22 protein-coding genes and 1 riboswitch are annotated in these 23,209 nt (G+C 51.1%); of the genes, 14 read left to right on the top strand and 8 right to left on the bottom strand.

The annotated features are described in order from the left end of the window. The 5 genes from ntrX (at window position 1) to hflX (ending at window position 5,769) form a co-directional block, all read left to right on the top strand. Complete coding sequence (ntrX, locus tag BMZ51_RS00195) at window positions 1-1,368, top strand: nitrogen assimilation response regulator NtrX (RefSeq protein WP_068009749.1); 1,368 nt, start codon at window positions 1-3, stop codon at window positions 1,366-1,368. 36 nt (window positions 1,369-1,404) lie between these two features. Next, window positions 1,405-2,781 carry a Trk system potassium transporter TrkA gene (gene trkA / locus BMZ51_RS00190; protein WP_068009751.1) on the top strand — a complete coding sequence of 459 codons (1,377 nt, stop codon included), beginning with the start codon at window positions 1,405-1,407 and terminating at the stop codon, window positions 2,779-2,781. A gap of 230 nt (window positions 2,782-3,011) precedes the next feature. Beyond that, window positions 3,012-3,890, top strand: a complete 879-nt coding sequence (locus BMZ51_RS00185; RefSeq protein WP_068009753.1) for a D-amino-acid transaminase — start codon at window positions 3,012-3,014, stop codon at window positions 3,888-3,890. 160 nt (window positions 3,891-4,050) lie between these two features. Then, the gene (hfq, locus tag BMZ51_RS00180; RefSeq protein ID WP_068009890.1) at window positions 4,051-4,308 is read left to right on the top strand and encodes an RNA chaperone Hfq; all 258 of its coding nucleotides are present in this window, start codon (window positions 4,051-4,053) and stop codon (window positions 4,306-4,308) included. After that, entirely contained in the window at window positions 4,309-5,769 is a 1,461-nt protein-coding gene (hflX, locus tag BMZ51_RS00175) for a GTPase HflX (RefSeq protein WP_068009761.1), read from the top strand. Window positions 5,770-6,015: 246 nt separating this feature from the next. On the opposite strand, the gene BMZ51_RS00170 is transcribed toward hflX, so the two are convergent. Then, window positions 6,016-6,591, bottom strand: a complete 576-nt coding sequence (locus tag BMZ51_RS00170) for a hypothetical protein (protein ID WP_068009762.1) — start codon at window positions 6,589-6,591, stop codon at window positions 6,016-6,018. A 269-nt stretch (window positions 6,592-6,860) separates the two neighbouring features. Between BMZ51_RS00170 and BMZ51_RS00165 the strand changes: the two genes are divergently transcribed. Continuing rightward, window positions 6,861-7,412 (top strand): YdcF family protein, encoded by a 552-nt coding sequence (locus BMZ51_RS00165; RefSeq protein WP_208979192.1) that lies wholly within the window; start codon window positions 6,861-6,863, stop codon window positions 7,410-7,412. 4 nt (window positions 7,413-7,416) lie between these two features. Here BMZ51_RS00165 and mazG read toward each other — a convergent pair whose 3' ends face one another. Both mazG and aptA read right to left on the bottom strand, forming a co-directional pair. Next, entirely contained in the window at window positions 7,417-8,247 is an 831-nt protein-coding gene (mazG, locus tag BMZ51_RS00160) for a nucleoside triphosphate pyrophosphohydrolase (RefSeq protein WP_068009766.1), read from the bottom strand. 225 nt (window positions 8,248-8,472) lie between these two features. Then, entirely contained in the window at window positions 8,473-9,825 is a 1,353-nt protein-coding gene (aptA, locus tag BMZ51_RS00155; RefSeq protein WP_068009768.1) for an omega-aminotransferase AptA, read from the bottom strand. A 308-nt stretch (window positions 9,826-10,133) separates the two neighbouring features. Here aptA and arfB point away from each other — a divergent pair, with 308 nt between their 5' ends. Beyond that, window positions 10,134-10,568: an alternative ribosome rescue aminoacyl-tRNA hydrolase ArfB gene (arfB, locus tag BMZ51_RS00150; RefSeq protein ID WP_244271416.1), complete on the top strand. Its 435-nt coding sequence runs from the start codon at window positions 10,134-10,136 to the stop codon at window positions 10,566-10,568. A gap of 30 nt (window positions 10,569-10,598) precedes the next feature. On the opposite strand, the gene aroQ is transcribed toward arfB, so the two are convergent. After that, the gene (aroQ, locus tag BMZ51_RS00145; RefSeq protein WP_068009772.1) at window positions 10,599-11,042 is read right to left on the bottom strand and encodes a type II 3-dehydroquinate dehydratase; all 444 of its coding nucleotides are present in this window, start codon (window positions 11,040-11,042) and stop codon (window positions 10,599-10,601) included. A gap of 38 nt (window positions 11,043-11,080) precedes the next feature. Beyond that, the gene (locus BMZ51_RS00140; RefSeq protein WP_068009893.1) at window positions 11,081-11,704 is read right to left on the bottom strand and encodes a TetR family transcriptional regulator C-terminal domain-containing protein; all 624 of its coding nucleotides are present in this window, start codon (window positions 11,702-11,704) and stop codon (window positions 11,081-11,083) included. 145 nt (window positions 11,705-11,849) lie between these two features. Here BMZ51_RS00140 and BMZ51_RS00135 point away from each other — a divergent pair, with 145 nt between their 5' ends. From BMZ51_RS00135 to BMZ51_RS00125, 3 genes are all read left to right on the top strand, one after another. Beyond that, complete coding sequence (locus BMZ51_RS00135) at window positions 11,850-13,226, top strand: MATE family efflux transporter (RefSeq protein WP_068009773.1); 1,377 nt, start codon at window positions 11,850-11,852, stop codon at window positions 13,224-13,226. Between the two features lie 300 nt (window positions 13,227-13,526). Continuing rightward, complete coding sequence (locus BMZ51_RS00130; protein ID WP_068009776.1) at window positions 13,527-14,870, top strand: aspartate aminotransferase family protein; 1,344 nt, start codon at window positions 13,527-13,529, stop codon at window positions 14,868-14,870. After that, window positions 14,867-15,703 (top strand): beta-keto acid cleavage family enzyme, encoded by an 837-nt coding sequence (locus tag BMZ51_RS00125; protein ID WP_068009779.1) that lies wholly within the window; start codon window positions 14,867-14,869, stop codon window positions 15,701-15,703. The genes BMZ51_RS00130 and BMZ51_RS00125 overlap by 4 nt, the downstream gene beginning before the upstream one ends. Before the next feature lie 203 nt (window positions 15,704-15,906). Here BMZ51_RS00125 and BMZ51_RS00120 read toward each other — a convergent pair whose 3' ends face one another. From BMZ51_RS00120 to BMZ51_RS00110, 3 genes are all read right to left on the bottom strand, one after another. Continuing rightward, a complete protein-coding gene (locus tag BMZ51_RS00120; RefSeq protein ID WP_068009787.1) occupies window positions 15,907-17,232 on the bottom strand; it encodes an aldehyde dehydrogenase family protein in 1,326 nt (441 codons plus the stop codon). Window positions 17,233-17,311: 79 nt separating this feature from the next. Beyond that, on the bottom strand, window positions 17,312-18,064 hold the full coding sequence (locus tag BMZ51_RS00115) for a 2OG-Fe(II) oxygenase family protein (protein WP_068009790.1): 753 nt from the start codon (window positions 18,062-18,064) through the stop codon (window positions 17,312-17,314). Window positions 18,065-18,089: 25 nt separating this feature from the next. After that, window positions 18,090-18,884, bottom strand: coding sequence for a CmcJ/NvfI family oxidoreductase (locus BMZ51_RS00110; protein WP_068009792.1), 795 nt, complete (start codon window positions 18,882-18,884; stop codon window positions 18,090-18,092). A 161-nt stretch (window positions 18,885-19,045) separates the two neighbouring features. Here BMZ51_RS00110 and BMZ51_RS00105 point away from each other — a divergent pair, with 161 nt between their 5' ends. From BMZ51_RS00105 to thiS, 4 genes are all read left to right on the top strand, one after another. Beyond that, on the top strand, window positions 19,046-19,954 hold the full coding sequence (locus BMZ51_RS00105) for a LysR family transcriptional regulator (RefSeq protein WP_068009793.1): 909 nt from the start codon (window positions 19,046-19,048) through the stop codon (window positions 19,952-19,954). Between the two features lie 86 nt (window positions 19,955-20,040). After that, a riboswitch (TPP riboswitch) is annotated at window positions 20,041-20,161 on the top strand. Window positions 20,162-20,276: 115 nt separating this feature from the next. Next, window positions 20,277-22,076, top strand: a complete 1,800-nt coding sequence (gene thiC, locus BMZ51_RS00100) for a phosphomethylpyrimidine synthase ThiC (RefSeq protein ID WP_068009794.1) — start codon at window positions 20,277-20,279, stop codon at window positions 22,074-22,076. Next, entirely contained in the window at window positions 22,073-23,014 is a 942-nt protein-coding gene (locus tag BMZ51_RS00095) for an FAD-dependent oxidoreductase (protein WP_068009796.1), read from the top strand. The genes thiC and BMZ51_RS00095 overlap by 4 nt, the downstream gene beginning before the upstream one ends. Beyond that, window positions 23,011-23,208, top strand: a complete 198-nt coding sequence (thiS, locus tag BMZ51_RS00090; RefSeq protein WP_068009798.1) for a sulfur carrier protein ThiS — start codon at window positions 23,011-23,013, stop codon at window positions 23,206-23,208. The genes BMZ51_RS00095 and thiS overlap by 4 nt, the downstream gene beginning before the upstream one ends. Window position 23,209 lies beyond the last annotated feature (1 nt).

The raw sequence follows: 23,209 nt of genomic DNA, 5'->3' as shown, positions 1-23,209 counted from the left end.
GTGGCTAGTGACATTCTGATTGTTGATGATGAAGCAGATATTCGTGAGCTGATCGCCGGTATTTTAGAGGACGATGGCTACAACACCCGTACCGCTGGTGACAGTGATGCGGCATTGGCAGCCATTGCCGACCGTCGACCTTCTTTGATTATTCTTGATATCTGGCTGATGGGCAGCAAGCTTGACGGGCTTGAAGTTCTTGAGCAGATCAAGAAAGAAAACCCTGATCTACCCGTTGTGATCATTTCTGGTCACGGCAACGTGGAAACAGCGGTCTCTGCGATAAAAAAAGGCGCTTACGATTACATCGAAAAGCCGTTTAAAGCTGACAGGTTGGTTCTGATTACAGAACGTGCTCTAGAAGCCTCGTCCATGAAGCGCGAAATCAAAGAGTTGAAACAACGAGCAGGTGACGTATCCAATCTGGTTGGAAGCTCCTCCTCCATCAACAACCTGCGCATGACCATCGAGCGCATCTGCCTCACTAACAGCCGCGTCATGGTGACCGGGCCATCCGGCTCGGGCAAGGAGACCGTGGCGCGCACAATCCATGAGGCATCACCGCGCTCAAAATCTCCGTTTGTCGTTCTCTCCGCTGCAAATATTACGCCAGAGCGGATGGAAGAAGAACTCTTCGGGATTGAAGAGACAGACACATCTGCGCGCAAGGTTGGTGCCTTTGAAGAGGCACATGGCGGCACCATCTATCTCGATGAAATCGCGGACATGCCGCTGGAGACACAAAACAAGATCCTGCGTGTGCTGGTGGACCAGACATTCACCCGCCAAAACGGCCATAACAAAGTAAAGGTGGATGTGCGCATTCTGTCTTCCAGCGCCTATAATCTGGAAAACCGCATCTCCGAAGGTCTGTTTCGTGAGGATCTTTACCACCGCTTGGCTGTTGTGCCACTACGCGTGCCAGCACTGGAAGAGCGACGCGAGGATATTCCTCAGCTGATTCACTTCTTCATGAAGCAGATTTCCAACTCTACTGGCCTGCCAATGCGCCGCATCGGTGAGGATGCAATGGCCGTGCTCCAGACGCATGACTGGCCGGGTAACCTGCGCCAGCTCCGCAATAATGTTGAGCGCTTGATGATCCTGACACGTGCAGACCCTGAGGCTGTGATCACCGCTGATCTTCTGCCAGCAGAAGTTGCTTCAACTGTGCCGAGCATGCCGGGCTCAAGCGGGGGAGAGGAGTTGCTTTCCTTGCCGCTTCGTGAAGCCCGTGAGCAGTTTGAAAGGGGATATTTGCAAGCCCAGGTTAAACGTTTTGGCGGTAATATCTCGCGTACCTCTGAATATATTGGTATGGAACGGTCAGCATTGCACCGAAAGCTCAAGTCTCTTGGTCTCACCTAACAGGTGATTTCTAAGAGCAGAGCAAAGGACTGAAGTATGAAGGTTGTAATTTGTGGCGCCGGACAAGTTGGGTACGGCATTGCTGAAAAGCTTGCAGCAGAGCAAAACGACGTCTCTGTAATTGATACCAGCCCGCAGCTGGTTCATGCCATTCGTGATACGCTGGACGTGCGCGGCTTTATTGGCCATGGCGCTCACCCCGATATTTTGGCACAGGCTGGCGTTGATCAGGCTGATATGTTTATTGCTGTGACCTTGTATGACGAGATCAACATGGTGGCATGTCAGGTGGCTCACTCGCTCTTCAATGTGCCGATCAAAGTGGCACGTGTGCGAGCGCAAAGCTATTTGCAATCTCATTACCGCAACCTTTTTTCGCGCGATAACATGCCTATCGACGTGATTATCTCACCGGAAATTGAAGTAGGTGAGATGATTTTGCGGCGCCTGTCGCTGCCCGGCGCGATGGAAACTGTGCGTTTTGCCGATGATAATATGATTATCGTCGGGATTGATTGCAGCGCAGATTGCCCTGTTCTGGATACGCCGCTACGACAGCTCACTGAGCTGTTTCCTGATCTGTCCTCCGTTGTCGTGGGTATTGCGCGCGACGGTAAGGTTTTTGTTCCTCATAGCTCAGATATGATGCGGGAAGGAGACTTGGCTTATGTATGCTGCGCGCGTGGCCAAGTGCGCCGGACCCTTGGCATCTTTGGGCATGAAGAGCCCGAGGCAAAGCGAGTTCTGATTGCTGGTGGCGGTAATATTGGTGCCTACGTGGCTCGCCGGCTGGAAGGCAAGCAAAGCAGAACCAAAGTTAAGATCATTGAACATTCCCGCGATCGTGCGATCCGTATTGCCGATGAACTGCGCAGAACCGTGGTATTACACGGCAGCGCGCTTGACCAGGTGATGCTGCAGGAAGCCGATGTAGAAGACTCCGACATGATGGTGGCATTGACCAATGAAGACGAGGTCAACATCCTGTCCTGCGTGATGGCCAAGAAAATGGGCTGCATGCGGAACCTGTCGCTGCTCAACAACACGAGCTACCCAGCCTTTGCACATGCGCTTGGCATCGACGCCTTCGTGAACCCACGTCAGGTCACAATCTCCAAGATCCTGCAGCACGTGCGTCGTGGTCGTATTCGGGCCGTGCATGCGCTTCAAAATGGGGCGGCAGAAGTTATCGAGGCGGAAGCACTTGATACATCCCCGCTGGTCGGGCGACCTTTGCGTGAAGTCGAGTTGGCCGAGGGTATTCGCATCGGCGGTATTTTACGCGATGGTGAAGTGATCACGCCTCGTGGCGATGAACGAATTCAGGCACATGACCGCGTGGTGATTTTTGCAGTTGCCGACAAGGTGCGCCAGGTTGAACAGATGTTCCGCGTTTCTCTTGAGTTCTTTTAAGCGCGCGGACCAAAATCAAAAAAATGCCTGTATTTGCACGCCCGCTCTGTTTTTGCATACCCTGACCCTACGTCCCCGGTGAGGGTATGCGCTTGCAGCGGTGGAATTTATAAATTTCTCAGTGTTTCAAGGTGGAAATATCTAGTTTTATCCGATGGTTGGCCCTTGAGTGTATTTGGTAAATACCCTTAGATGTAACGTGTTGAATACTTCCGGATATGGAGAGATTGATGAGCCGCGTTGCCTACGTAAATGGACAATATGTACCGCACTCCCAAGCTGCTGTGCACATTGAGGACCGGGGCTACCAGTTCTCAGATGGCGTTTATGAAGTCTGTGAGATCTGGAAGGGCCATATCGTGGATATGGGAGCGCATTTGGATCGGCTGGATCGTTCTTTAAGAGAGCTGCAGATCAAAGCCCCCATGTCCCGTGCCGCTCTTTCACACGTGATGAAAGAGGTCATTTCGCTGAACCGGGTGAAAGAGGGTATCATCTACATGCAAGTGACGCGCGGCGTCGCAGTACGCGATCACTACTTTCCCTCAGATGATACTCCACCGTCCGTGGTCATGACCGCAAAATCGATCAATTCACAAAAATTAGACCAAATTGCGGCTAAGGGTGTTGGTGTTATTACCGTGGAAGAGAATCGTTGGGACCGCGTTGATATTAAGACAGTTGGTCTTTTGCCTAATGTCCTTGCTAAACAAAAGGCTAAGGTTGCAGGGGCCCGCGAAGCATGGTTTGTGGATAAAGATGGGCTGGTAACTGAAGGTGGCTCAACTAATGCATGGATAATCTTAAGCAACGGCACTTTGGTGACCAGACCTGCTAACCACGGAATTCTAAAAGGAATTACCCGTGCGGGTGTTCTTAAACTGGCGGAAATGAACGGACTTTCCGTTGAAGAGCGTGGCTTTTCAATCGATGAGGCAAAAAGTGCTAAGGAGGCATTTATAACAAGTGCATCCGGCATTGTTATGCCTGTCGTGAAGATTGATGAAACAATTTTGGGTGATGGCAAGCCAGGGCCAATAGTTCAGGACTTAAGAAAATCATTCCATGACGCGTCAGAGTTGATTAAACTGGAAGTTGCCGGAGGTTAGCGCCTCCGGTGTTTGCTGAAGGGAACTTAAAAAGACGGCGGACCTTAGTGTTTGAGACACCTCACTTGCGTTTGTGAATGTCTCTTGGCCGTTTCGAGGATGGGAACAGTAAATGGTGGATGCCGCGGCCGTGTCCACTGAGAATAGGAAAAAAATAGATATGGCTGACCGCGCTCAAAATCTTCAAGATACATTTTTAAATCACGTCAGGAAGCAGAAGGCTCCACTGACAATCTTTTTGATCAATGGTGTAAAACTGCAAGGTGTAGTTACTTGGTTCGATAATTTCTGCGTATTATTACGCCGTGACGGGCATTCCCAGCTCGTTTACAAACACGCTATCTCCACAATTATGCCAAATAGCCCTATACAGCTGTTCGAACCAGCTGAAGAAGAAGGCGAAAAAGCAGGAGGCTGATTGAAGCCCCAATCTAAAAAAGAAGCCGGTCTTAACCGCAAGCAACGCGATGCGAACCTTGAGGCCGGCGAAGACGAGGTGACCCGGGGAACTCGGTCACTCGTCGTCGTACCGATCATTCAAAGCAGAGCTTTGGCGAGAGGGAAGGGTGCGCCAGAGCGTCCTTTCGGCGCTGAGCGAAGCCCACAGGCGCGGCTGGAAGAAGCCGTTGGACTAGCGGCAGCAATCGAGTTGGAGATTGTCTCCTCTGGTTTGGTGCGGCTGTCTGCTGTGAAACCTGCAAGTCTGTTTGGCTCCGGCAAGGTGGAAGAAATTCGCCAGCAGCTGGAAGCCGAAGAGATTGAGTTGGTCGTTGTCGATCATCCGCTAACTCCGATCCAGCAGCGTAATCTTGAAAGAGATTGGAACTGCAAAGTCATCGATCGGACAGGTCTCATTCTTGAGATCTTTGGTGAACGCGCCCAAACAAAAGAGGGGCGTTTACAGGTCGAGCTTGCGCACCTCTCCTGGCAAAAGTCACGCCTTGTCCGCTCTTGGACGCACCTTGAGCGTCAACGTGGTGGTCTTGGCTTTGTGGGTGGGCCAGGTGAAACCCAGATCGAGGCTGACCGTCGGGTCATTCAGGATCGCATTACTCTGCTTAAAGGACATCTTGAGCAGGTTCAGCGGACCCGAAAGCTGCACCGTAAAGCACGTAAGAAAGTTCCGCACCCGGTGGTTGCCTTTGTTGGCTACACCAATGCGGGCAAGTCCACGTTGTTTAACCGCATGACCAATGCAGATGTGTTTGCCAAGGATCTGCTGTTTGCGACACTGGATCCAACTCTGCGTCGTCTCAAGCTGCCGCATGGCCGCGAGGTGATCCTTTCCGATACGGTTGGGTTTATTTCAGAGCTGCCGCACAATCTGGTTGCCGCTTTCAGGGCGACACTGGAAGAGGTGATTCAGGCTGATATTGTGCTTCATGTGCGTGACATTGCTCATGAAGACACCAAGGCGCAGTCTCAAGACGTGAACGAGACATTGGAAATGCTCGGACTGAAAGTCTCTGAGAGTGATCGGGTCATTGAGGTCCACAACAAGATCGATAGGCTTGAAGAGGACCATCGGGAGAAACTGCTTGAAGCCAACTCGGTTGAAGAAGGGCCTATTGCTCTTTCAGCAGTAAGTGGTGAGGGCGTTTCTGACCTTATTGCGCGGATTGAAGCCCGTTTGGCTGAGCAGCTGGATACGGTTTCTATGGTGTTGCCGCACAGTGATGGAGAGGGCCATGCGTGGCTTTACCAGAACTGTGAAATTCTCACTCGGGAGGATACTGAGAACGGCATTCGTCTTGATGTGCGTGTACCAGAAGCCCATCGCTCAAGGGTTCGGGAGCGGTTCGCAAAGTACTTTGTGACAGGCCTGGAACTACCAGATGAGCCAACACAAGAAGACGACAGCGGTTACTCGCCTATCTGATTGTGTTGTGCTGATAAAGACATAAAAGCCCTGCTCGAAAGAGTGGGGCTTTTCGCTTCAAATAGGCGTTTTGGCCAAAGTGCACGGCCAAAACGAGACAGGATTAAACCTCACGAACTGACGAAAGCCTTGCTTGGGCGTTCACTCGGGGCATCTCTCTACAAGAACTAACCTGCTGTAACACCTCTAAGTATGGGAGATTCAAAGACAACGCCTGAACTCTGTATATTTGCAATACAGACGCTTCTAACTGATCCTGGTATTAGCTAGCCATCTTCGAAGTGTCTCGGACATTTTTTTAATAACATCGGCAGGGTCAGGAGCAGCTAGCTCGGTTTGTAAAGCCACTACTCTAACTGACACGTATGGATCGCAGGCAGTTAACCCAAGCATTGCTGCCCATGCAGCTTCTGCTCTGGAAAGCCGCATGAATTCGCTATTACTTTGAACCGCAGTGTTCTTTGCATCAGCGGTTCTGGCTAACTGTTCAGATATCGTTTGCCTAGCTTCATTGAGCTTTGGATTCTCCGTCCTGCATGTTTCAATTATTTGTTTTATTTCATCTCTCGCGTCATCAATGAAATTCAATGTAATCTCTGCAAGGTCACAGGCTAAATGTCGTACACATTCGCTGTTTTGAGCGCCAATGATTGAAGTACTTTTAAGGCATGATAACGAAGAGTGAAGGTCTAATGTATTGACTACAATTATGAAATCGAAAGGGCGTTCGTCCGCGTGCCCGCGATCAATTTTTGTACGGATGGTTTGCAGGTTCCTTTCCTGAAGAAATTCTCTTAAGTCTCTGATGGTTGTTGAGGGCATCCTCTAACTTTCTCTCAATTCCCTAAAGCATCACTCAAGTGTATCCAAATCTCAAATTTTGCGACATTACCGAAATTTTGAGTAAGAAAATCTCGCCGTTCTGGGGTGTGAGTGATTACAGTTTCCGGCGAGATTTACCGGCTCTTCCGTGCTTAAGTGCTGAACGTGACACGACTGGGAATAAGCGGTAAGTTGGTCATGTTATGAGCTGTCCAATTCAATTATTAGCCGGATTAACACCGCAGCTTGTTGATGAGATAACGCGGTATATGATCGTTAGAACACAGATCCGCAAAGCCGATCTTTGCTTTCTTTTTGGGTCCAGTAGAAGCATGCAAGCGCGTGTTCAGGTTGCGTTGAAGCTGTGGCGTGATGGTCTCGTCGCGCGTATCTTAGTCACAGGCGGGCAAGTGACTGGAACAGGGCAGCTGGAAGCAGAGGTGATGTGTGAGGGGCTGGTGGCTGCTGGTGTGCCCGAAGAAAAGATTGTTCTGGAAACGAGGGCTACCAATACTGGTGAGAATGTCCGCTTCTCTATTGAGCTTCTTAAGCAGCTTGATCTGTATGATGATATTCACTCCGTGATCGCGGTTGGCAGTGCCAGTGCGTCACGGCGTTACCTCATGACATTGGAGCGCTACTGGCCTGATCTGGTAAAAATGCTCATGGCATCCAACAGGTATCCAGTGAGTGCCGACAAATGGCATGAGCATCCAGAGTTTGCTGCAGATGTGCTAAGAGAATGGAATAAAATACAGCCGTATCTGGATGCGGGCTATTTAAAAGAGTTAAGCCCGCAAACATGCCCCTTGATAGACTAGCTTGTTATTTTGGATCAAACTGCTTTGCCGATTGCCAATGGGCCTCCATCTCATCAAGAGACAGGTCTGCAAGCGGGCGTTGCTCTTCCTTCGCAGCATCCTCGATATGCGCAAAGCGGCGGCGAAACTTTGCGTTGGTGCGCTTTAACGCGGCTTCTGGCTGAATTTCCAGATGACGGGCAAGGTTCGCGACCGCAAACAAGACATCCCCCAGCTCGTCCTCAATCTTGCTGCGGTTTGGCGTATCAGCTTTGACTTCGGCGGAAAGCTCGTCAACTTCCTCTTTGATTTTTGCAAGCACAGGTTCTGCTGCACCCCAATCAAAACCCACTTTGGAGGCACGGTGCTGGAGTTTTTCTGCTTCGGTCAAGGCCGGGAAAACGTTTGGAACCTCATCAAGAAACCTTGGCTGCTTTTCCAAAAGGCCCATCTTTGCGCGTTGTTCTCTGCGTTCTTGCTTTTCTTCTTCTTTGATCTTGTCCCACGCACCCTTAGGAAAGCCCGCAGCTTTTTGCTCGTCATCGCCAAACACGTGTGGGTGGCGACGGATCATCTTCTTAGCAATGGCTTCCACCACATCTTCAAATGCAAAAGCGTTCTCTTCCTGCGCCATTTGGGAATAATAGACCACCTGGAACAGGAGATCGCCGAGTTCTTCCTTTAGATCAAGAAGGTCCTCGCGCTCAATGGCATCAGCAACTTCGTAGGCTTCTTCAATGGTATACGGTGAGATGGTTTTGAAGTTTTGCTCCAGATCCCATGGGCAGCCAGTGCCAGGTGTTCTAAGTGCCTTCATGATTTCGATGAGACGAGAAATATCGCGGGAGGGTAACATGCTGATCCTGAGGGGTGTTGTCTTGTAAAGTGAGCGGCACACTATCAGGCGAGATTACCCATGGCGAGCCCGCTTGTGGTGATTACGTGGAGTTTGCAGCTCAGTAAGTGGTTAAAGTTAATCAACTTTAACTTGAGGTGTGTTAGATAACGCATTGAAAATAATGGTTTAAACGAAAAAAGGCGCCGAAGCGCCCTTAATGTCAGTGACAGGTTGAAGCTGTGCTTAATCCAGCGCGTTAAGAACACCACGCAGTGTTCCGGTCAGCTCGTCAATCTGATCTTCAGAAATGATCAATGGCGGCGACATAGCAATGATATCGCCAGTTGTTCTGATCAAAATGTTCTTCTCATAGGCTTTGAGGAAGGCAGTAAACGCCCGCTTGGTTGGCTCCCCAGCCATTGGTTCCAGCTCTATGGCCCCGATAAGACCGATGTTGCGGATGTCGATCACATGCTTGCAGTCGCGAAGCGAGTGCAGTGCGTTCTCCCAATACTGGGAGATACGAGCGCCTCGTGTCAGCAGCTCATCATCGGCATAAACATCAAGTGTTGCCAAAGCAGCAGCACAAGCCAGTGGGTGGGCGGAGTAGGTGTAACCGTGAAACAGTTCGATCAAGTGATCTGGGCCAGTCATGAATGCATCATAGATCTTGGAACTGGCATAAACGGCACCCATCGGCACAACGCCGCTGGTAAGGCCTTTTGCCGTTGTCACCAAATCCGGAACCACACCGAAGTAGTCAACTGCAAACGGCGTCCCCAATCGGCCAAATCCAGTGATGACTTCGTCAAAGATAAGCAGGATGCCGTGCTCATCGCAGATCTCACGCAGGCGCTGCAAATAGCCTTCCGGCGGCAAAATAACGCCAGCAGAGCCTGCAACAGGTTCTACAATCACAGCTGCGATGGTTGAAGGGTCATGCAGCTGAACCATGCGCATCAGGTCCTCTGCATACTCAACCCCGTTTTTCGGCACACCCTTACTAAACTCGTTGCCAGCAATATTATGGGTGTGGCGCATGTGGTCTACACCTGCCAGCATGGTCCCAAACTGCTTGCGGTTGGCAACCATGCCCCCGACGGAAATACCACCGAAGTTGACCCCGTGATAGCCGCGCTCGCGCCCGATCAAGCGCGTACGCGAGGCTTGGCCATTGGCTTTGTGGTAAGCAAGCGCCATTTTCAAGGCGGTTTCAACACTCTCCGAGCCGGAGTTGGTGAAAAAGAGGTGGTTGAGTGGGTCTGGCATCAAAGCTGCCAGGCGTGCAGCCAGCTCAAAAGATTTTGGATGTGCCATCTGGAAAGGAGGGGCGTAATCCAGCTCGGCGACCTGATTTTGTACAGCTTCAACGATCTTCTGGCGACCATGACCTGCATTGCAGCACCAAAGACCGGCGGTGCCATCCAAAATCTGGCGACCATCGGCGGAGGTGTAATGCATGTCCTTGGCCTTCACAAGAAGGCGAGGATCTTTCTTGAACTGTCGGTTTGCCGTAAAAGGCATCCAATGGGCATCAAGGTTGTTTGTGGTCAGGCCGGCGATTTCGCCCCGCGCCAATGCGTTAACCTCAGTCATGTCCCCTCCAAATACGCTTGAGACGAATAGTGCTGGTCTGCTAGGTGTCACAAATTAATAGCTTCATGACAACATGTGGTTTGAGACTAGGTAGAAGACCTGACTAAATCAAGCGATATCAAACATATAGGTGGATTTTACGTTCAACCGTCCTTGTGGTCGAGAAATGTTTTAATGCCTAAAACTTTGCAAATCTGGAAGGCTGGTATTATAGCGGAAGGCGCAGCTTGAGGTTTTATTTTTGACCAAAGAGTAAAATATACTATTTCAATCAATACTATGGATGATAGGCGCAGTTGGTGAGAGCAGTGAGTGAGCGCAAAACAATTCAAGTAAACGAGCGCTACTCAATTGAACAGCGCGACATCAAAGAAGACTTTATTCGGGCGTCGGGGCCAGGCGGCCAGAACGTGAATAAAGTGTCTTCCTCCGTGCAATTGCGATTCAATCTGGATGGGAATACGACTCTTCCCGATGATTTGAAGGCTCGCCTAAGAACAATCGCCGGTTCGCGTTTGACACTGAAAGGGGAGATTGTTCTCACAGCGGATCGCTTTCGCACCCAGGAGCGCAATCGCGACGATGCGTTGGAGCGCCTGCTGGAGTTGATCCGCAAAGCAGCCTACGTCCCCAAAACACGAAAAGCGACGCGGCCAACACTTGCGTCCAAGCGGCGGCGTATAGAGGGCAAGAAGCAACGCGGAAACGTGAAAAAGTTGCGCAACTCCAAAAATTACGACTAGCACTGAGGGAAGAGCAGCTCTGGCTGAGCCTCAGCCTTCTTCCTCTAAAATGCGAAGCGCTGCATCCATAGCCAGCGTGTAACCATGCGCACCAAGTCCGCAGATCAGACCTTTTGCCACCTTCGAGATGTAGGAAGTGTGACGAAACGATTCACGTTGGTGAATGTTGGATAGATGCAACTCAATGACAGGGCGCTCCACACTGGAAATTGCGTCCATAATTGCAATTGAGGTGTGGGTGTATGCTCCAGCATTGAGCACTATTGCTGTGTGGGACTGACGCGTTGCATGGATCCAGTCAATCAGCTCGCCCTCATGATTGGACTGTTTACACTCAACCTCAACACCCAGTGTCTTGGCATGCATACGGCACTGGTCCTCAATCTCAGCAAGTGTGGTTGAGCCATAAACGTCCGGCTGGCGCATTCCAAGCAGGTTGAGGTTTGGGCCGTTGAGAATGAGGATCTTCTTCATGCGCAGGTCTCTGAGGTTAAATGTAGGTGACTTGTTCTTTATTGACTGGAAAGCAACTGAGACGCAAGGTCTTTGCTCTTTAAACCAAGGGTAGCAATAAGCTCTTGTTTGAGAATTTCAACAGCCATTTGTGGTGAAAGGTCCGTGTGCGGCAGGCTGGAAACATCGTATAAATTATGAGCGACTGTCATCAGCTTCCAGGCAGCCAGCTCTGGGGAAAGGGAGAGCGTGAATTCGCCCGTTTTGGCACCCGCCTTCAAATTTTCACAGACCCATTCATGATACCTGTTGGATTCCTGCGCATAAACGCGGCCAAACTCAGGCTCTCTGGCTGCTTCATCTGCCGCACTGATCCAGATGCACGCCTCTGATTTTTCTTCAGGGGTCGCGTCAAAACTCAAGATTTTGAGTAAGCTCTGAGTAGGCGTCAACTCCTGTGCCATCTTTCTGGATTTCATCTCGTTTTTGCGCGAGAGAAAGCGCAGTGCTTCGCATTTTAACTCTGAGAGCGAACTGAAGTGATGATGCAGAATGCCCGTTGCAGCACCCAGCTGGGTTGCGACTGCTCTGGTGGTAATACCAGCAAACCCTTTTTCAGCGACAACTTGCAGTGTTGCTATAATGATTGCTTTGCGGCGTTCGTCTTTCGCCAGGTAAGCCATTGGCAGATCCATATGAATTGCGATTATGTGCAGTATTCTTGACTTACCACAAACTTGAGCGTATGTCCAAGTTGAGCGTGTGTTCAATTTCCTTTGATCCCAATGAAGGCTGTAGGAGCCCGTTTCCAGAAGCATAAGGTGCCCAATGTCAGTAGTTTCCGCAGAAGAACAGATGATCACCGGTCGTCCGGCAAAGGAGTTTACTCGCTTTGCCGTGCCAGCGGTGCTGGGGCTCATCTCCATTGCATCGGCCAGTATCGTAGATGGAATATTTGTCGGCAACTATGTTGGTTCAACTGCACTTGCAGCCATTAGCCTTATCACACCCATGTTTTCTCTTTTCTTTGGCGTGGTTGTGATGCTCACCGTTGGTGCTGCAGTCATTGCCGGAAAGTTCATCGGCGAGCGGCGCTATGCGGATGCATCGAACATTTTCACCAAGGCACTGATAAGCGTGGTGGGCGTTTCCACGCTGTTTGCACTGCTGCTTATTGTCTTTACGCCAACAGTGGCAAAAGCGCTCGGCGCTAATGCTGAAACGGCTGAGCTGGTTGAGGTCTACATACGCACTGTTGCCTGGTTCTTTCCCGGCTTGAGCCTTGCTGTTTCGATGTCGCACTTTCTGCGTGTCGATGGCAGACCAAATTTTTCCCTTGCAAGCCTCGTGCTGATCACACTTGTAAATATTATCTTAGATGCTTTGATGATCGGGTATTGGGGATGGGGCGTTTGGGGCGCAGCTCTGGCCACTGGTATTGCCAGTCAGGTTGGTATGGTGTTCATGCTTTTCCACTTTTTCAAGAAGGATGCAAAGCTGAAACCAATCCGTCCTTTTGGATCATGGAAGGTAATGCAAACAGCGGCCTATAACGGGTTTTCGGAGTTCATCAATGACAGTTCTGCTGGTTTGGTTGCGTTTTTGTGCAACTGGATTTTGATTACCGAAATTGGGGCGCAAGGTGTTGCCGCGTTTACGATCGTCAGCTACCTGTTCTTCACTGGAATTATGATCTTTTACGGGGTGGGTGAGGGGCTAGGGCCTCTAGTGAGCGTAAACTATGGAGCGCGTAAACCACGCCGGATTTTTCAGTTTCTGAAAATTGGAGTAGGCACCAATGTTGCAATTGGTTTGTGTCTGGCTGCGCTGCTCATCTTAGAACCCGTAATGCTTGCGAGCGCGTTCTTGGAGTCAGGTGAGCAGGCTACGATCGATATGACTGTTCAAATCATCGCTGTCATCTGGCCTGTCTTTTTGTTTAGTGGTGCAAATATAGCGTTCTCAGGCTACTTCACCGGAATGCATTGCGCGACCCAGTCTGCTCTTATTGCCGTCTCCCGGTCATTGGCTTTGCCATTGCTTCTGATTGTGGGCCTATGGCAGGTGACTGGGCCAATGAGCGTGTTCTATGCTCTGCCAATTGCAGAAGCGTTGACCATGGTGCTTACGATTGCATTGTTTCTGAAAAAGAAGCCACATAGCATCGTTTGGAAGACCCGTCGCTTTGCCATTGAAGCTCAATAAACTCATGATGTCATTGCTCTGAGTTTTTTCCTGCTTCAGGTGCCCCGGGCATCGCATTGACCGTCCTTTTTTGGAGGCGATAAATTCGCCTCCTGATAACTATATAAGCCAAAACCGTTCTAAAATATCACAAAGCAAGACTTTGGAGGATTGGGTCATCACAATCTGGAGATATTTTACAGTTTTGTATGGACAAGTACTTTGACCTAGGCAATGTGAAGCAGTGCAAATATCATACGCTTTAATGCGTGGATATGAACGGTTGAACGAACAAAAGAACTACAGCCCGGAGGCTGTATAATGAGCCATATCTTTCCAAGAAATATGCGTGTTACCCTTCCCACCGCAGTTAAAGGTGACGGTTGTTACCTCATTGATGAGGACGGCAAACGGTACCTTGATGCCAGTGGGGGAGCCGCTGTCTCCTGCCTCGGTCACTCAAATAAAAAGGTGATTCAGGCCGTTAAAGACCAGCTGGATAAACTTGCTTTCGCTCACACTGGTTTTTTTACCAGTGATGCAGCTGAAGCGCTGGCAGACAAACTGGTAGAGCATGCGCCTGAAGGCATTGACCGCGTTTATCTGGTGTCCGGCGGGTCCGAGGCTGTTGAAGCTGCTATTAAACTGGTGCGCCAGTACTTTGTCGAAAAGGGTGAGCACCAGCGAACTCACGTAATTGCGCGTTGGCAAAGCTATCACGGGAACACGTTGGGGGCCTTGTCGGCAGGTGGTAACAAATGGCGCCGCGAAATGTTCGCGCCACTGCTGATTGATATGTCTCATATTGAGCCTTGTTATGCCTACCGCCATCAGCGCGAAGATGAAACACCTGAAGAATATGGTTTGCGTGCAGCTAACTTGCTTGAAGAAGAGATCCTGCGCGTTGGCCCTGAAAAAGTGGCCGCTTTCTTCGCTGAACCTGTCGTTGGTGCAACGATGGGCGCGGTCCCTGCAGCCCCTGGTTACTTAAAGCGTATTCGTCAGATTTGCGATAAGTATGGTGTGCTGCTTGTGCTTGATGAGGTGATGTGCGGCATGGGCCGGACAGGTCATATCTACGCGTGTGTTGAAGATGGCGTATCACCAGACATTCTGACGATTGCCAAGGGGTTGGGCGCCGGGTATCAGCCGCTTGGTGCAATGCTGTGTTCAAAGCAGATCTACGACACAATTGCCGCTGGCACAGGCTTCTTCCAGCATGGTCACACCTATATGGGCCACCCAGCAGCAGCGGCAGCTGGCCTTGCGGTACTGGAGCAGTTGACTGAGCCAGGTCGGATGGAGCATGTCCGCGATATGGGCGAAAAGCTGCAAAGTGCACTAGAGGCTGCTTTCGGTCAGCACCCCAACATTGGTGATATCCGCGGGCGCGGTCTTTTTCGCGGACTTGAGCTGGTCAAAGACCGCCAAACCAAAGAGACCTTTGACCCTGCATTGAAGATTAATGCCAAGATCAAATCGATTGCGAAAGCAAGTGGCCTGATCTGTTATCCTATGGGCGGCACTATTGATGGCAAGCAGGGGGATCATGTTCTCTTGGCCCCTCCATTTATCATGGATGAAAGTCACATTGCTGAAATTGTAGAAAAACTCAGCTCTGCAATTGATGAAAGTCTTGCTCAAGCTGGAGTTCCTGCCAGATGACGAAGCGTCTCATCATGAGCGCGCCAAACGGCGCGCGCAGAGGGAAAGCTGATCACCCACAACTGCCTGTTACCATTGAAGAGGTTGTGGCCTGTGCCGTCAATGTGGAAGCGGAGGGCGCTGATGCGCTCCACGCCCATGTCCGCGACGGCGAGGGGCAACATGTTCTTGACGCGGGTCTTTACAAAGAACTGCTGGTTGAAGTGACAGCCATTTGTCCTGAACTGACTGTACAGATCACAACAGAAGCTGTTGGGCGTTATACTGCGCAACAGCAATTTGATGTGGTTGCAGCTGTTGAGCCAGAAGCCGTCTCAGTTGCCATGCGCGAGATGGCGCCTGAGGGCGGTGACTTGGATTTGGCTCGCCGGTTCTACCATGAAGCCCAAGAGGCTGGCCGCGCCCTCCAGCATATCTTGTATGCTCCAGAAGACATCACGCGTTTGGATGATCTGATGGCAAAAGGTGTTGTTCCAAAAGGTTACGGCAGTCAGCTATATGTGCTGGGTCGCTATGCAAAGGATCAGGAAAGCGATCCAACGGATCTTCTTGGTTTCTTACTCGCCCGTGATGCAGCAACTCATATAGAACAGGCCAACCCGTTCATGCTGTGTGCCTTTGGCCGCGCCGAGACAGCTTGTGCTGCTCTTTCGTTTGCTCACGGTGGCCATGCACGCATTGGCTTTGAGAACAGCCTGCGTCATGGGACAGGAAAGCTGGCCAAGAACAACGCCGAACGCATTCAGATAGTTGCCCATATTCGCGGTGAGATGGGCTATCAGGGCATCATTTCAAAGGAAGACGCACTCGCAGTGCTTGGAAAGCCCCAATAGGGCGTTTGTGGTGCACCCGAGGGCAGCAATCTTGTGAAAAGCAGCTCCAGAGCCGCCCAACAAGTTAACTGCCCTTGGGGTCAGCATGCTATGCAAACCAGCTGTCTCTGGCTTTCGTGCAATCATGATAGTTTTCTGTCAATTACCGCGCTATCGCCACAGCCCTCAAAACCTCGACCGAGGTCTGTGGCGATACATGGTCATTAACCGATGACGCGAACCTGAGTGAACTGGCGATGTCCATCATCGGAGCCGTGGAAGCCGATCCCGCTTTGTTTAGCGCCGACCCAAGGCGCGTCTCCGCCGCCACCAGGACCACCATTGATACCGATCATTCCAGCTTCGAGCCTGCGCCCGATTTCAACAGCTGCCTTGTTGCCAAACACAACAGCACCAAGACCAAACTCTGAATCATTTGCACGATCCACCGCTGTATCTATGTCTTTGTAGCGACTAATCGCGACAACCGGGCCGAAAGTCTCCTCTGTTTCCATCCTCATATCTGGCGTAATATCTGCCAGTACAGTCGGGGCAACATAATGTTCTGGATGATCACCGCCACCTAACAACACGCGGGCGCCTTTACTGATCGCATCGTCAATGTGATCAATGACTTTACCTCTTTGGGTGTTGTTGATGATCGGGCCGATATTAACACCTTGCTGATCCCAGGGACCGGACTGATAGCGCTGTGCAATATCAAAAACGATTGTTTCAAACCGATCTGCAACGCTCTCATGAACATAAATCCGTTCTGTCGAAGTACACATCTGTCCCGCATTCTCAAAGCTGCTAGCAACGGCAAATTGTGCAGCTCTCTTGAGATCGGCATCAGGCAACACGATCATAGGGTCGTTGCCACCAAGCTCCATCACCAAACGCTTCAACCCAGAAGCTGAACGTCGCATGATGTCTTTGCCTGCCGCTTGTGAGCCTGTGAATGCGATGATGTTGACATCAGCCTCCACTATGGCTTTGCCCAGATCACGCCCACCGTGAACAATCTGGAGAACGTTGCTCGGAAGGTGTCTGTTCAGCGTCTCAGCAAAAGCCTGAGCAATAAGCGGGGTCTCCTCAGATGGCTTGAACACAACGCTATTACCAGCGATCAAGGCAGGAACGATAAGGTTGTTTGCCATAGCCAGAGGATAGTTCCAGGGCGAGATAACGGCGGCAACACCGAGTGGAACATATTCTATCATGCCGCCATCTATCTGTTTGGGTTGGATAGCTCTGGCAACGCCATCCGTTGTATAAGGTGAGCCCATGGCAACACCTGTTACTTCACCCGAAGAGCGACGTAGGTCTTTTCCCATTTCTCGGCTCAAGAGTTCAGCGAGCGGATTTATTTGCTGGGCAAGGTCCTCATAAGCGCTATTCAATATAGCGACCCGCTCAGTCACGTTGAGCTTCGCCCATTTCTTTTGTGCAAGGTGGGCATCAGCGACAATCGCATCGATGTCTTCAGCGGGTGTCGTTGCAACTTCGCCGACTAAATCGCCATTGCTAGGATCAAATGATTTCAACATTACAATTGTTCTTTCTTTTGGCACAGCTCAATGCGTACATCAGATCTGTTGGGGTGCACACTGACTTCGTTTGCTGGCGTTAGCCGAACAGAATATCGGAGCGAATGATGTACTTTTCACCTGATGCGATCTGCTCGCTTGAATGCAGACAGTGCAAGGGGTGATGTCCGTGAGGGAAACACAGCACTGCACCTTTTGGTGTGCGCACTTCAACGAGATTAACGTCATCCTGACGCTGTGCCGGTTTGGATGAATCCGATTTGCTCACCATGAACTGTGTCCTGCCCCCCTCATAACCGTCACTTAAGAAGATCAGATAGGTGTACTGGCTGAGCTGCCCTGGGTATGCATCCGCGATTAACTTGCCGTCAATCACGCGGCTACCAGGCCAAGCGCCGTCGGAGTGCGGCTTGAAATAGTCGCCTGCGTCATATCGATAGAACCGGAACCTAGCATTAATGCCAGTTGCCTTCTGACCGCCCACAACCTCTGGGACCAGGTGCTTTGATCTATCCCATAAGACTGAGTCAATCGCTTTACTGACCACCCAATTCACATTCTTGTTGTGGCGAATTTCATGAGGCAGCGATACAGGGGAGTCCTTGTGAAACCCAAGCTGCTCTGCGATTTTGACAATGTTGTCGGCCTCGCTATCTGAAAGCACGTTCAGCAACTGAAAGGCACCAGGAACTTCAGGTAAATCAACACGTGTGACTTCACTTGGGTCGCGCTGCTCGAATGGGTTAATCCTACCCTCTTTATCAGTCCAAATAGGGAGTGCTTCTGGGCCAAAGCCGGCTTCGCGATTAATGATGTATAAATTGTCGGACATTTTCTTCCTAGCTTTCTTGCCGTCTTCAGCTGAACCGAACGAGCGCTCTCGTTTCGATGCTTTGTCTTGGTTTCGCGTTTTGCGGCGTGATCAACAAATCGGCCGCAGAATGAGCAACAGGTGGCTTGCCCATACTGTCAAATGTGGTGAAGACGACCGTCTCCTGTGGGGTCATGTTGGACATGTAAATCCAGCGATGAGCGCCATTGCGCTTCAACCCGGTGATCTGGCCTCGTCTATGCGGGTAAACCAGATCGATATCTGTCCAGTCGTTTGCGTCCACCGTATCTGGCTCTGCAAATGCAAGGGGAGCAGTCTGCACACTATGATTGACCGGGCGCCAGACGTTGATGATACCGTAGTGCCCTCGCTCCCATTGCGTTGCCTGGTTTTCATCAAGCACGTCGTGCAACCTGCTTGGCCCAGAACGCGCCGAGTAATCACCATGAACATGTCGGGCAGGGCGGCGAACACTATTATCATCCGTGCGCAGCGTATGGTCGAAAATGACAAGGTCTGACGCGCCGGTCACTTCTTTAATGAGGTTTTCTACCTCGCAGTCATAAACTGCTCTGAATGAATTTTGATTATCAAAGTCAGAAAGTTGGCTCGGGGCGGTCCGGAACTCAATCCCATGAGTTTGAAAGCTTGGCATTCCATCAACGCGCACATCGTGAAGTGCCACAACTGTATTGTCGAATTCCGGTTCAACGCGTTTACCGACTTCTCCGTCAGGGTCGATTAAGATTTGAGGGTTACCTGACTTCACCAGCTGGTAGTTCAATCTTGCTTCTACGTTTTGTTTTTCCGCTTGGGCCATAGGGTCATCCTTACATCCCGTTGCCATTCATTCGTGACATTGCAGAATATATAGTTTGAGCTACTGTTGAGAAAAACCGCATATTGTGGAATAGATCATTCCTGATTTTGCAATAATGGCGGTCCGCTTTCTCTAAGCGATGAAGAAAGAGGGATACGAAGATGTCTGACCTTGCTCAAAGTTTGCTCGTTTTCACAAAGGTGGCAGAGCACAAGAGTTTTGCAGAGGCATCTCGGGAGCTGAACATGGCGAATTCTTCGGTGACGCGTCACATTGCAAGCCTTGAGAAAGAACTTGGCGTTGCCCTTTTTATCAGGACGACGCGTTTGGTACGACTATCACCAGCGGGCGAAGGGGCCTATGTCCACGCCATGGACATTTTGCACAAGGTAGACGAGCTAAAGCGCACAGTTCATGCGCAAGACGGGCGTGTTTCCGGGCTATTAAGGCTCTCCGTCCCATGGCGCTATGCCAGGTTATATATCGCTCCAATCTTGAGCGGATTTATGAAGCTTTATCCTGACATTCGCGTTGAAATTGTAAGCGATGACAGGATGGTGAACCTGGTCGATGCAGGATTTGATGCAGCTATACGTATCGGTCGGCTGGCTGATTCAAGTTTGATCGCGAAAAAGATCGCAGAACAGAGCTTTGTGCTCGCTGCTGCTCCTTCATACTTAAGGCAGCACGCCAGGATCGAAACTCATGACGATCTTGAAGGGCATACCATACTCACATTTTCGTACGCCGCCGCTAACGATAGTTGGAAGCTGAAGAAGAGCGGACACACCTACCGCGTTCCTGCTCGTGAAGGGAAGTTGGCAACGAATAATGCTGACCTCATCACAGCAGCTGCGGTGGAAGGTGTGGGTATCATCATTCAGCCAATTTGGGCGGTGCAAGACCAGATCAAGAATGGCAGTTTGGTTCCGATCCTCTCCGACTATGAGGTCACTTCAACTGCTTTTGAAACCGGCATATTTGTCGTTTATTCGAAAGAAAATAAGCATAACCCATGCGTCAGAGCATGGATTGACTACGTTTCAGAACAATTCAAGCTGAAAACCTGACCTAGACAGGCGCTGCAAGGATACCATCAACTCGACCCATGCGAGAAAACCTGTCTTGACAGTAGTTCATAATCGTTCTAGCTAAATCATGCATGCAGGGGAGTCTCACCAAGGAGACTGAGAGGCTGACAGAGCGCAAGCTCGGCGACGCGACCCTTAGAACCTGACCCAGTTGATACTGGCGTAGGAAGCACGGGTCGCGGGGCCTGTATAGTAGGCCAGTGTACCAACCGCGATCTTAGCAGCAGGAGTTCTTCCTGCCGTTTCCCAGCCAAAACTCATCTGGTGTCTTTTTCGAGTTCAGAACTTGAGGAGCACCATTATGACGACGCCAAATCCATCCATCACCGATGGCGCCTTGCCAGCTTCGCGCAAAATCTATGTTCAGGGCAGCCTGCACGATGACGTGCGCGTGCCCATGCGCGAGATCAGCGTACACCCAACAGCAGGAGAGCCTCCACTACCAGTCTATGACAGCTCCGGACCTTACACAGACCCCAAGGTGACAACAAATATCTGCGAAGGTTTGCCTGCACTGCGGCGCAAATGGATAGAAGCGCGCGGTGATACCGAGGAGTATGATGGCCGCGAGATTAAGCCTGAAGACAATGGTTTTGTGAAGGGCGACCGGCTTGTCTCTGAATTTCCAGTAAAGCCTCGCCCCTTGCGTGCTAAGGACGGTAAAGCTGTCACCCAGTTGGCCTATGCCCGCGCTGGCATCATTACACCAGAGATGGAGTTTATCGCGATCCGCGAAAATCAGATGCGCGAAGCGGTGGCAGAAGAGCGCTGTGGAAACGACTGGGGCGCAAACATTCCTGACTATGTGACACCGGAATTTGTACGTGATGAGGTGGCTGCTGGCCGCGCAATAATTCCCTCAAACATCAACCACCCTGAGAGTGAGCCAATGATTATTGGCCGTAACTTTCTGGTCAAAATCAACGCCAACATGGGCACGTCTGCTGTGACCTCCTCCATGGAAGAGGAAGTTGACAAAATGGTCTGGTCCATCCGTTGGGGAGCCGACACGGTGATGGATCTGTCTACCGGACGTAACATTCACAACACCCGTGAATGGATCATCCGCAACAGCCCTGTACCAATTGGGACTGTTCCGCTTTATCAGGCACTTGAGAAGGTAAATGGAATTGCTGAAGATCTGAGCTGGGAGATCTTCCGCGACACCCTGATTGAACAAGCAGAGCAAGGGGTTGATTACTTTACCATTCACGCAGGTGTGCGCCTGCACATGGTGCCAATGACCGTCAATCGCGTAACCGGCATTGTCTCGCGCGGCGGCTCCATCATGGCAAAGTGGTGTTTGCACCACCACAAAGACAGTTTCCTCTATGAGCACTTCGCTGAGATCTGCGATATCTGCCGGAAATATGATGTAGCGTTTTCCTTGGGCGACGGTCTACGGCCTGGTTCCATTGCAGATGCCAATGATGAAGCGCAGTTTGCAGAGCTGGAGACACTGGGAGAGCTGACCAAAATTGCGTGGGCTAAGGATTGTCAGGTGATGATCGAAGGGCCGGGCCATGTGGCTATGCACAAGATCAAAGAGAACATGGATAAGCAGCTGGAATGTTGCCAGGAAGCTCCATTCTATACGCTCGGCCCCCTTACAACTGATATCGCCCCTGGCTATGATCACATCACTTCGGGTATCGGAGCGGCGATGATCGGATGGTTCGGCTGTGCCATGCTTTGCTATGTGACGCCGAAAGAGCATCTGGGGCTGCCAGATCGCGATGACGTTAAAACGGGCGTAATTACCTATAAAATTGCAGCCCATGCTGCTGACCTTGCCAAGGGATTGCCGGGCGCACAACGCCGCGATGATGCCTTGTCTCGCGCCCGTTTCGAGTTCCGTTGGGAGGACCAGTTCAACCTGTCTCTCGATCCAGAAACCGCACGTGATTTCCACGATGAAACGCTTCCAAAGGATGCACACAAAGTGGCTCATTTCTGTTCTATGTGCGGACCCAAGTTCTGCTCCATGCGGATCTCGCACGACATCCGCGCTGAAGCCCAAAAGGAAGGCATGGAGGCGATGGCGGCCAAGTTCCGCGAAGGAGGGGAACTTTACCTCCCACTAGAGGGGACTGAGCAGTGATCACGATTGCAGGAGCTGGCCTTGCGGGGCTGGCTTCCGCCTATGAACTGGCAAAGCGCGGAGCCCCTGTTACCGTTTTTGAAAGGGGCCAGAAGCCGGGTGACAGCAGCGTTGCCCGCTTTGCAGGGGGCATGCTTGCCCCATATTGTGAGCGGGAAAGTGCAGAAGAAGACGTTGTCCGGCTGGGTGGACAGGCTGCTGACTGGTGGTCGCAAATCACTCCTGTGACCCGAAACGGCACGCTTGTTGTTACCCCGCCGCGCGATCACGCTGAACTTACCCGCTTTGCACGGCGTACCTCACACTTTGAAAAAGTAAACGGTCAAGCAATCTCAGAACTAGAGCCAGCATTGGCAGGACGATTTGAGAGCGCACTTTACTTTGCACAGGAGGCGCATCTGGACCCACGACAGGCTCTTGATGATTTGGTCACTGCTGTTCAAAGCCTTGGGGTAGAAATCCGCTTTGCCACCAGCGCACCAGCCGGGGTTGATCTCAATTGCACAGCAACGGCAGCTGGTCTTCCCGGATTGCGAGCTGTGCGTGGTGAAATGGCGATCTTGCATTGTCCTGAGCTTCAGCTCTCCCGTGTCATACGGCTCTTACACCCGCGCATGCCGCTTTATCTGGTGCCACGCGCTGATGGGTTGTTCATGATTGGCGGCACGATGGTGGAAAGCAACTCTGACCGTCCTCCGACCTTGCGCTCCCTTACTGAAATGATGAGCGCAGCTTTCGTCATTCACCCCGCCTTTGCCGAGGCCAGTGTGGTGGAAATTGGAGCAGGGCTGCGTCCAGCGTTTCAAGACAATTTACCAAGGTTGACCGAGCATGACGGCTCGCTCCACCTCAACGGGCTCTATCGTCACGGCTTCCTGCTGGCGCCAGCAATGGCACAACAAGCAGCACAACGTCTTTTAAAGGAAACCTGCACATGAAGATCACCGTGAATGCAGAATCTCGTGAGATCACCACAACTATACTAGCCGATGCGCTTGCAGAGCTGGACTTCAACAGTCCTGCCATTGCAACCGCCTTGAATGGCATTTTTGTTCCTCAAGAAGACTACTCTAAGACAAACCTTTCCCAAGGCGACCGGCTTGAGGTTCTTGCCCCCATGCAGGGAGGGTAAC

It is taken from the genome of Pseudovibrio axinellae (assembly GCF_900110875.1).
Taxonomy (GTDB): Bacteria; Pseudomonadota; Alphaproteobacteria; order Rhizobiales; family Stappiaceae; genus Pseudovibrio; species Pseudovibrio axinellae.
Note: the sequence above shows the minus strand (reverse complement) of the source record. Positions and strands in the feature narration are given on the sequence as shown.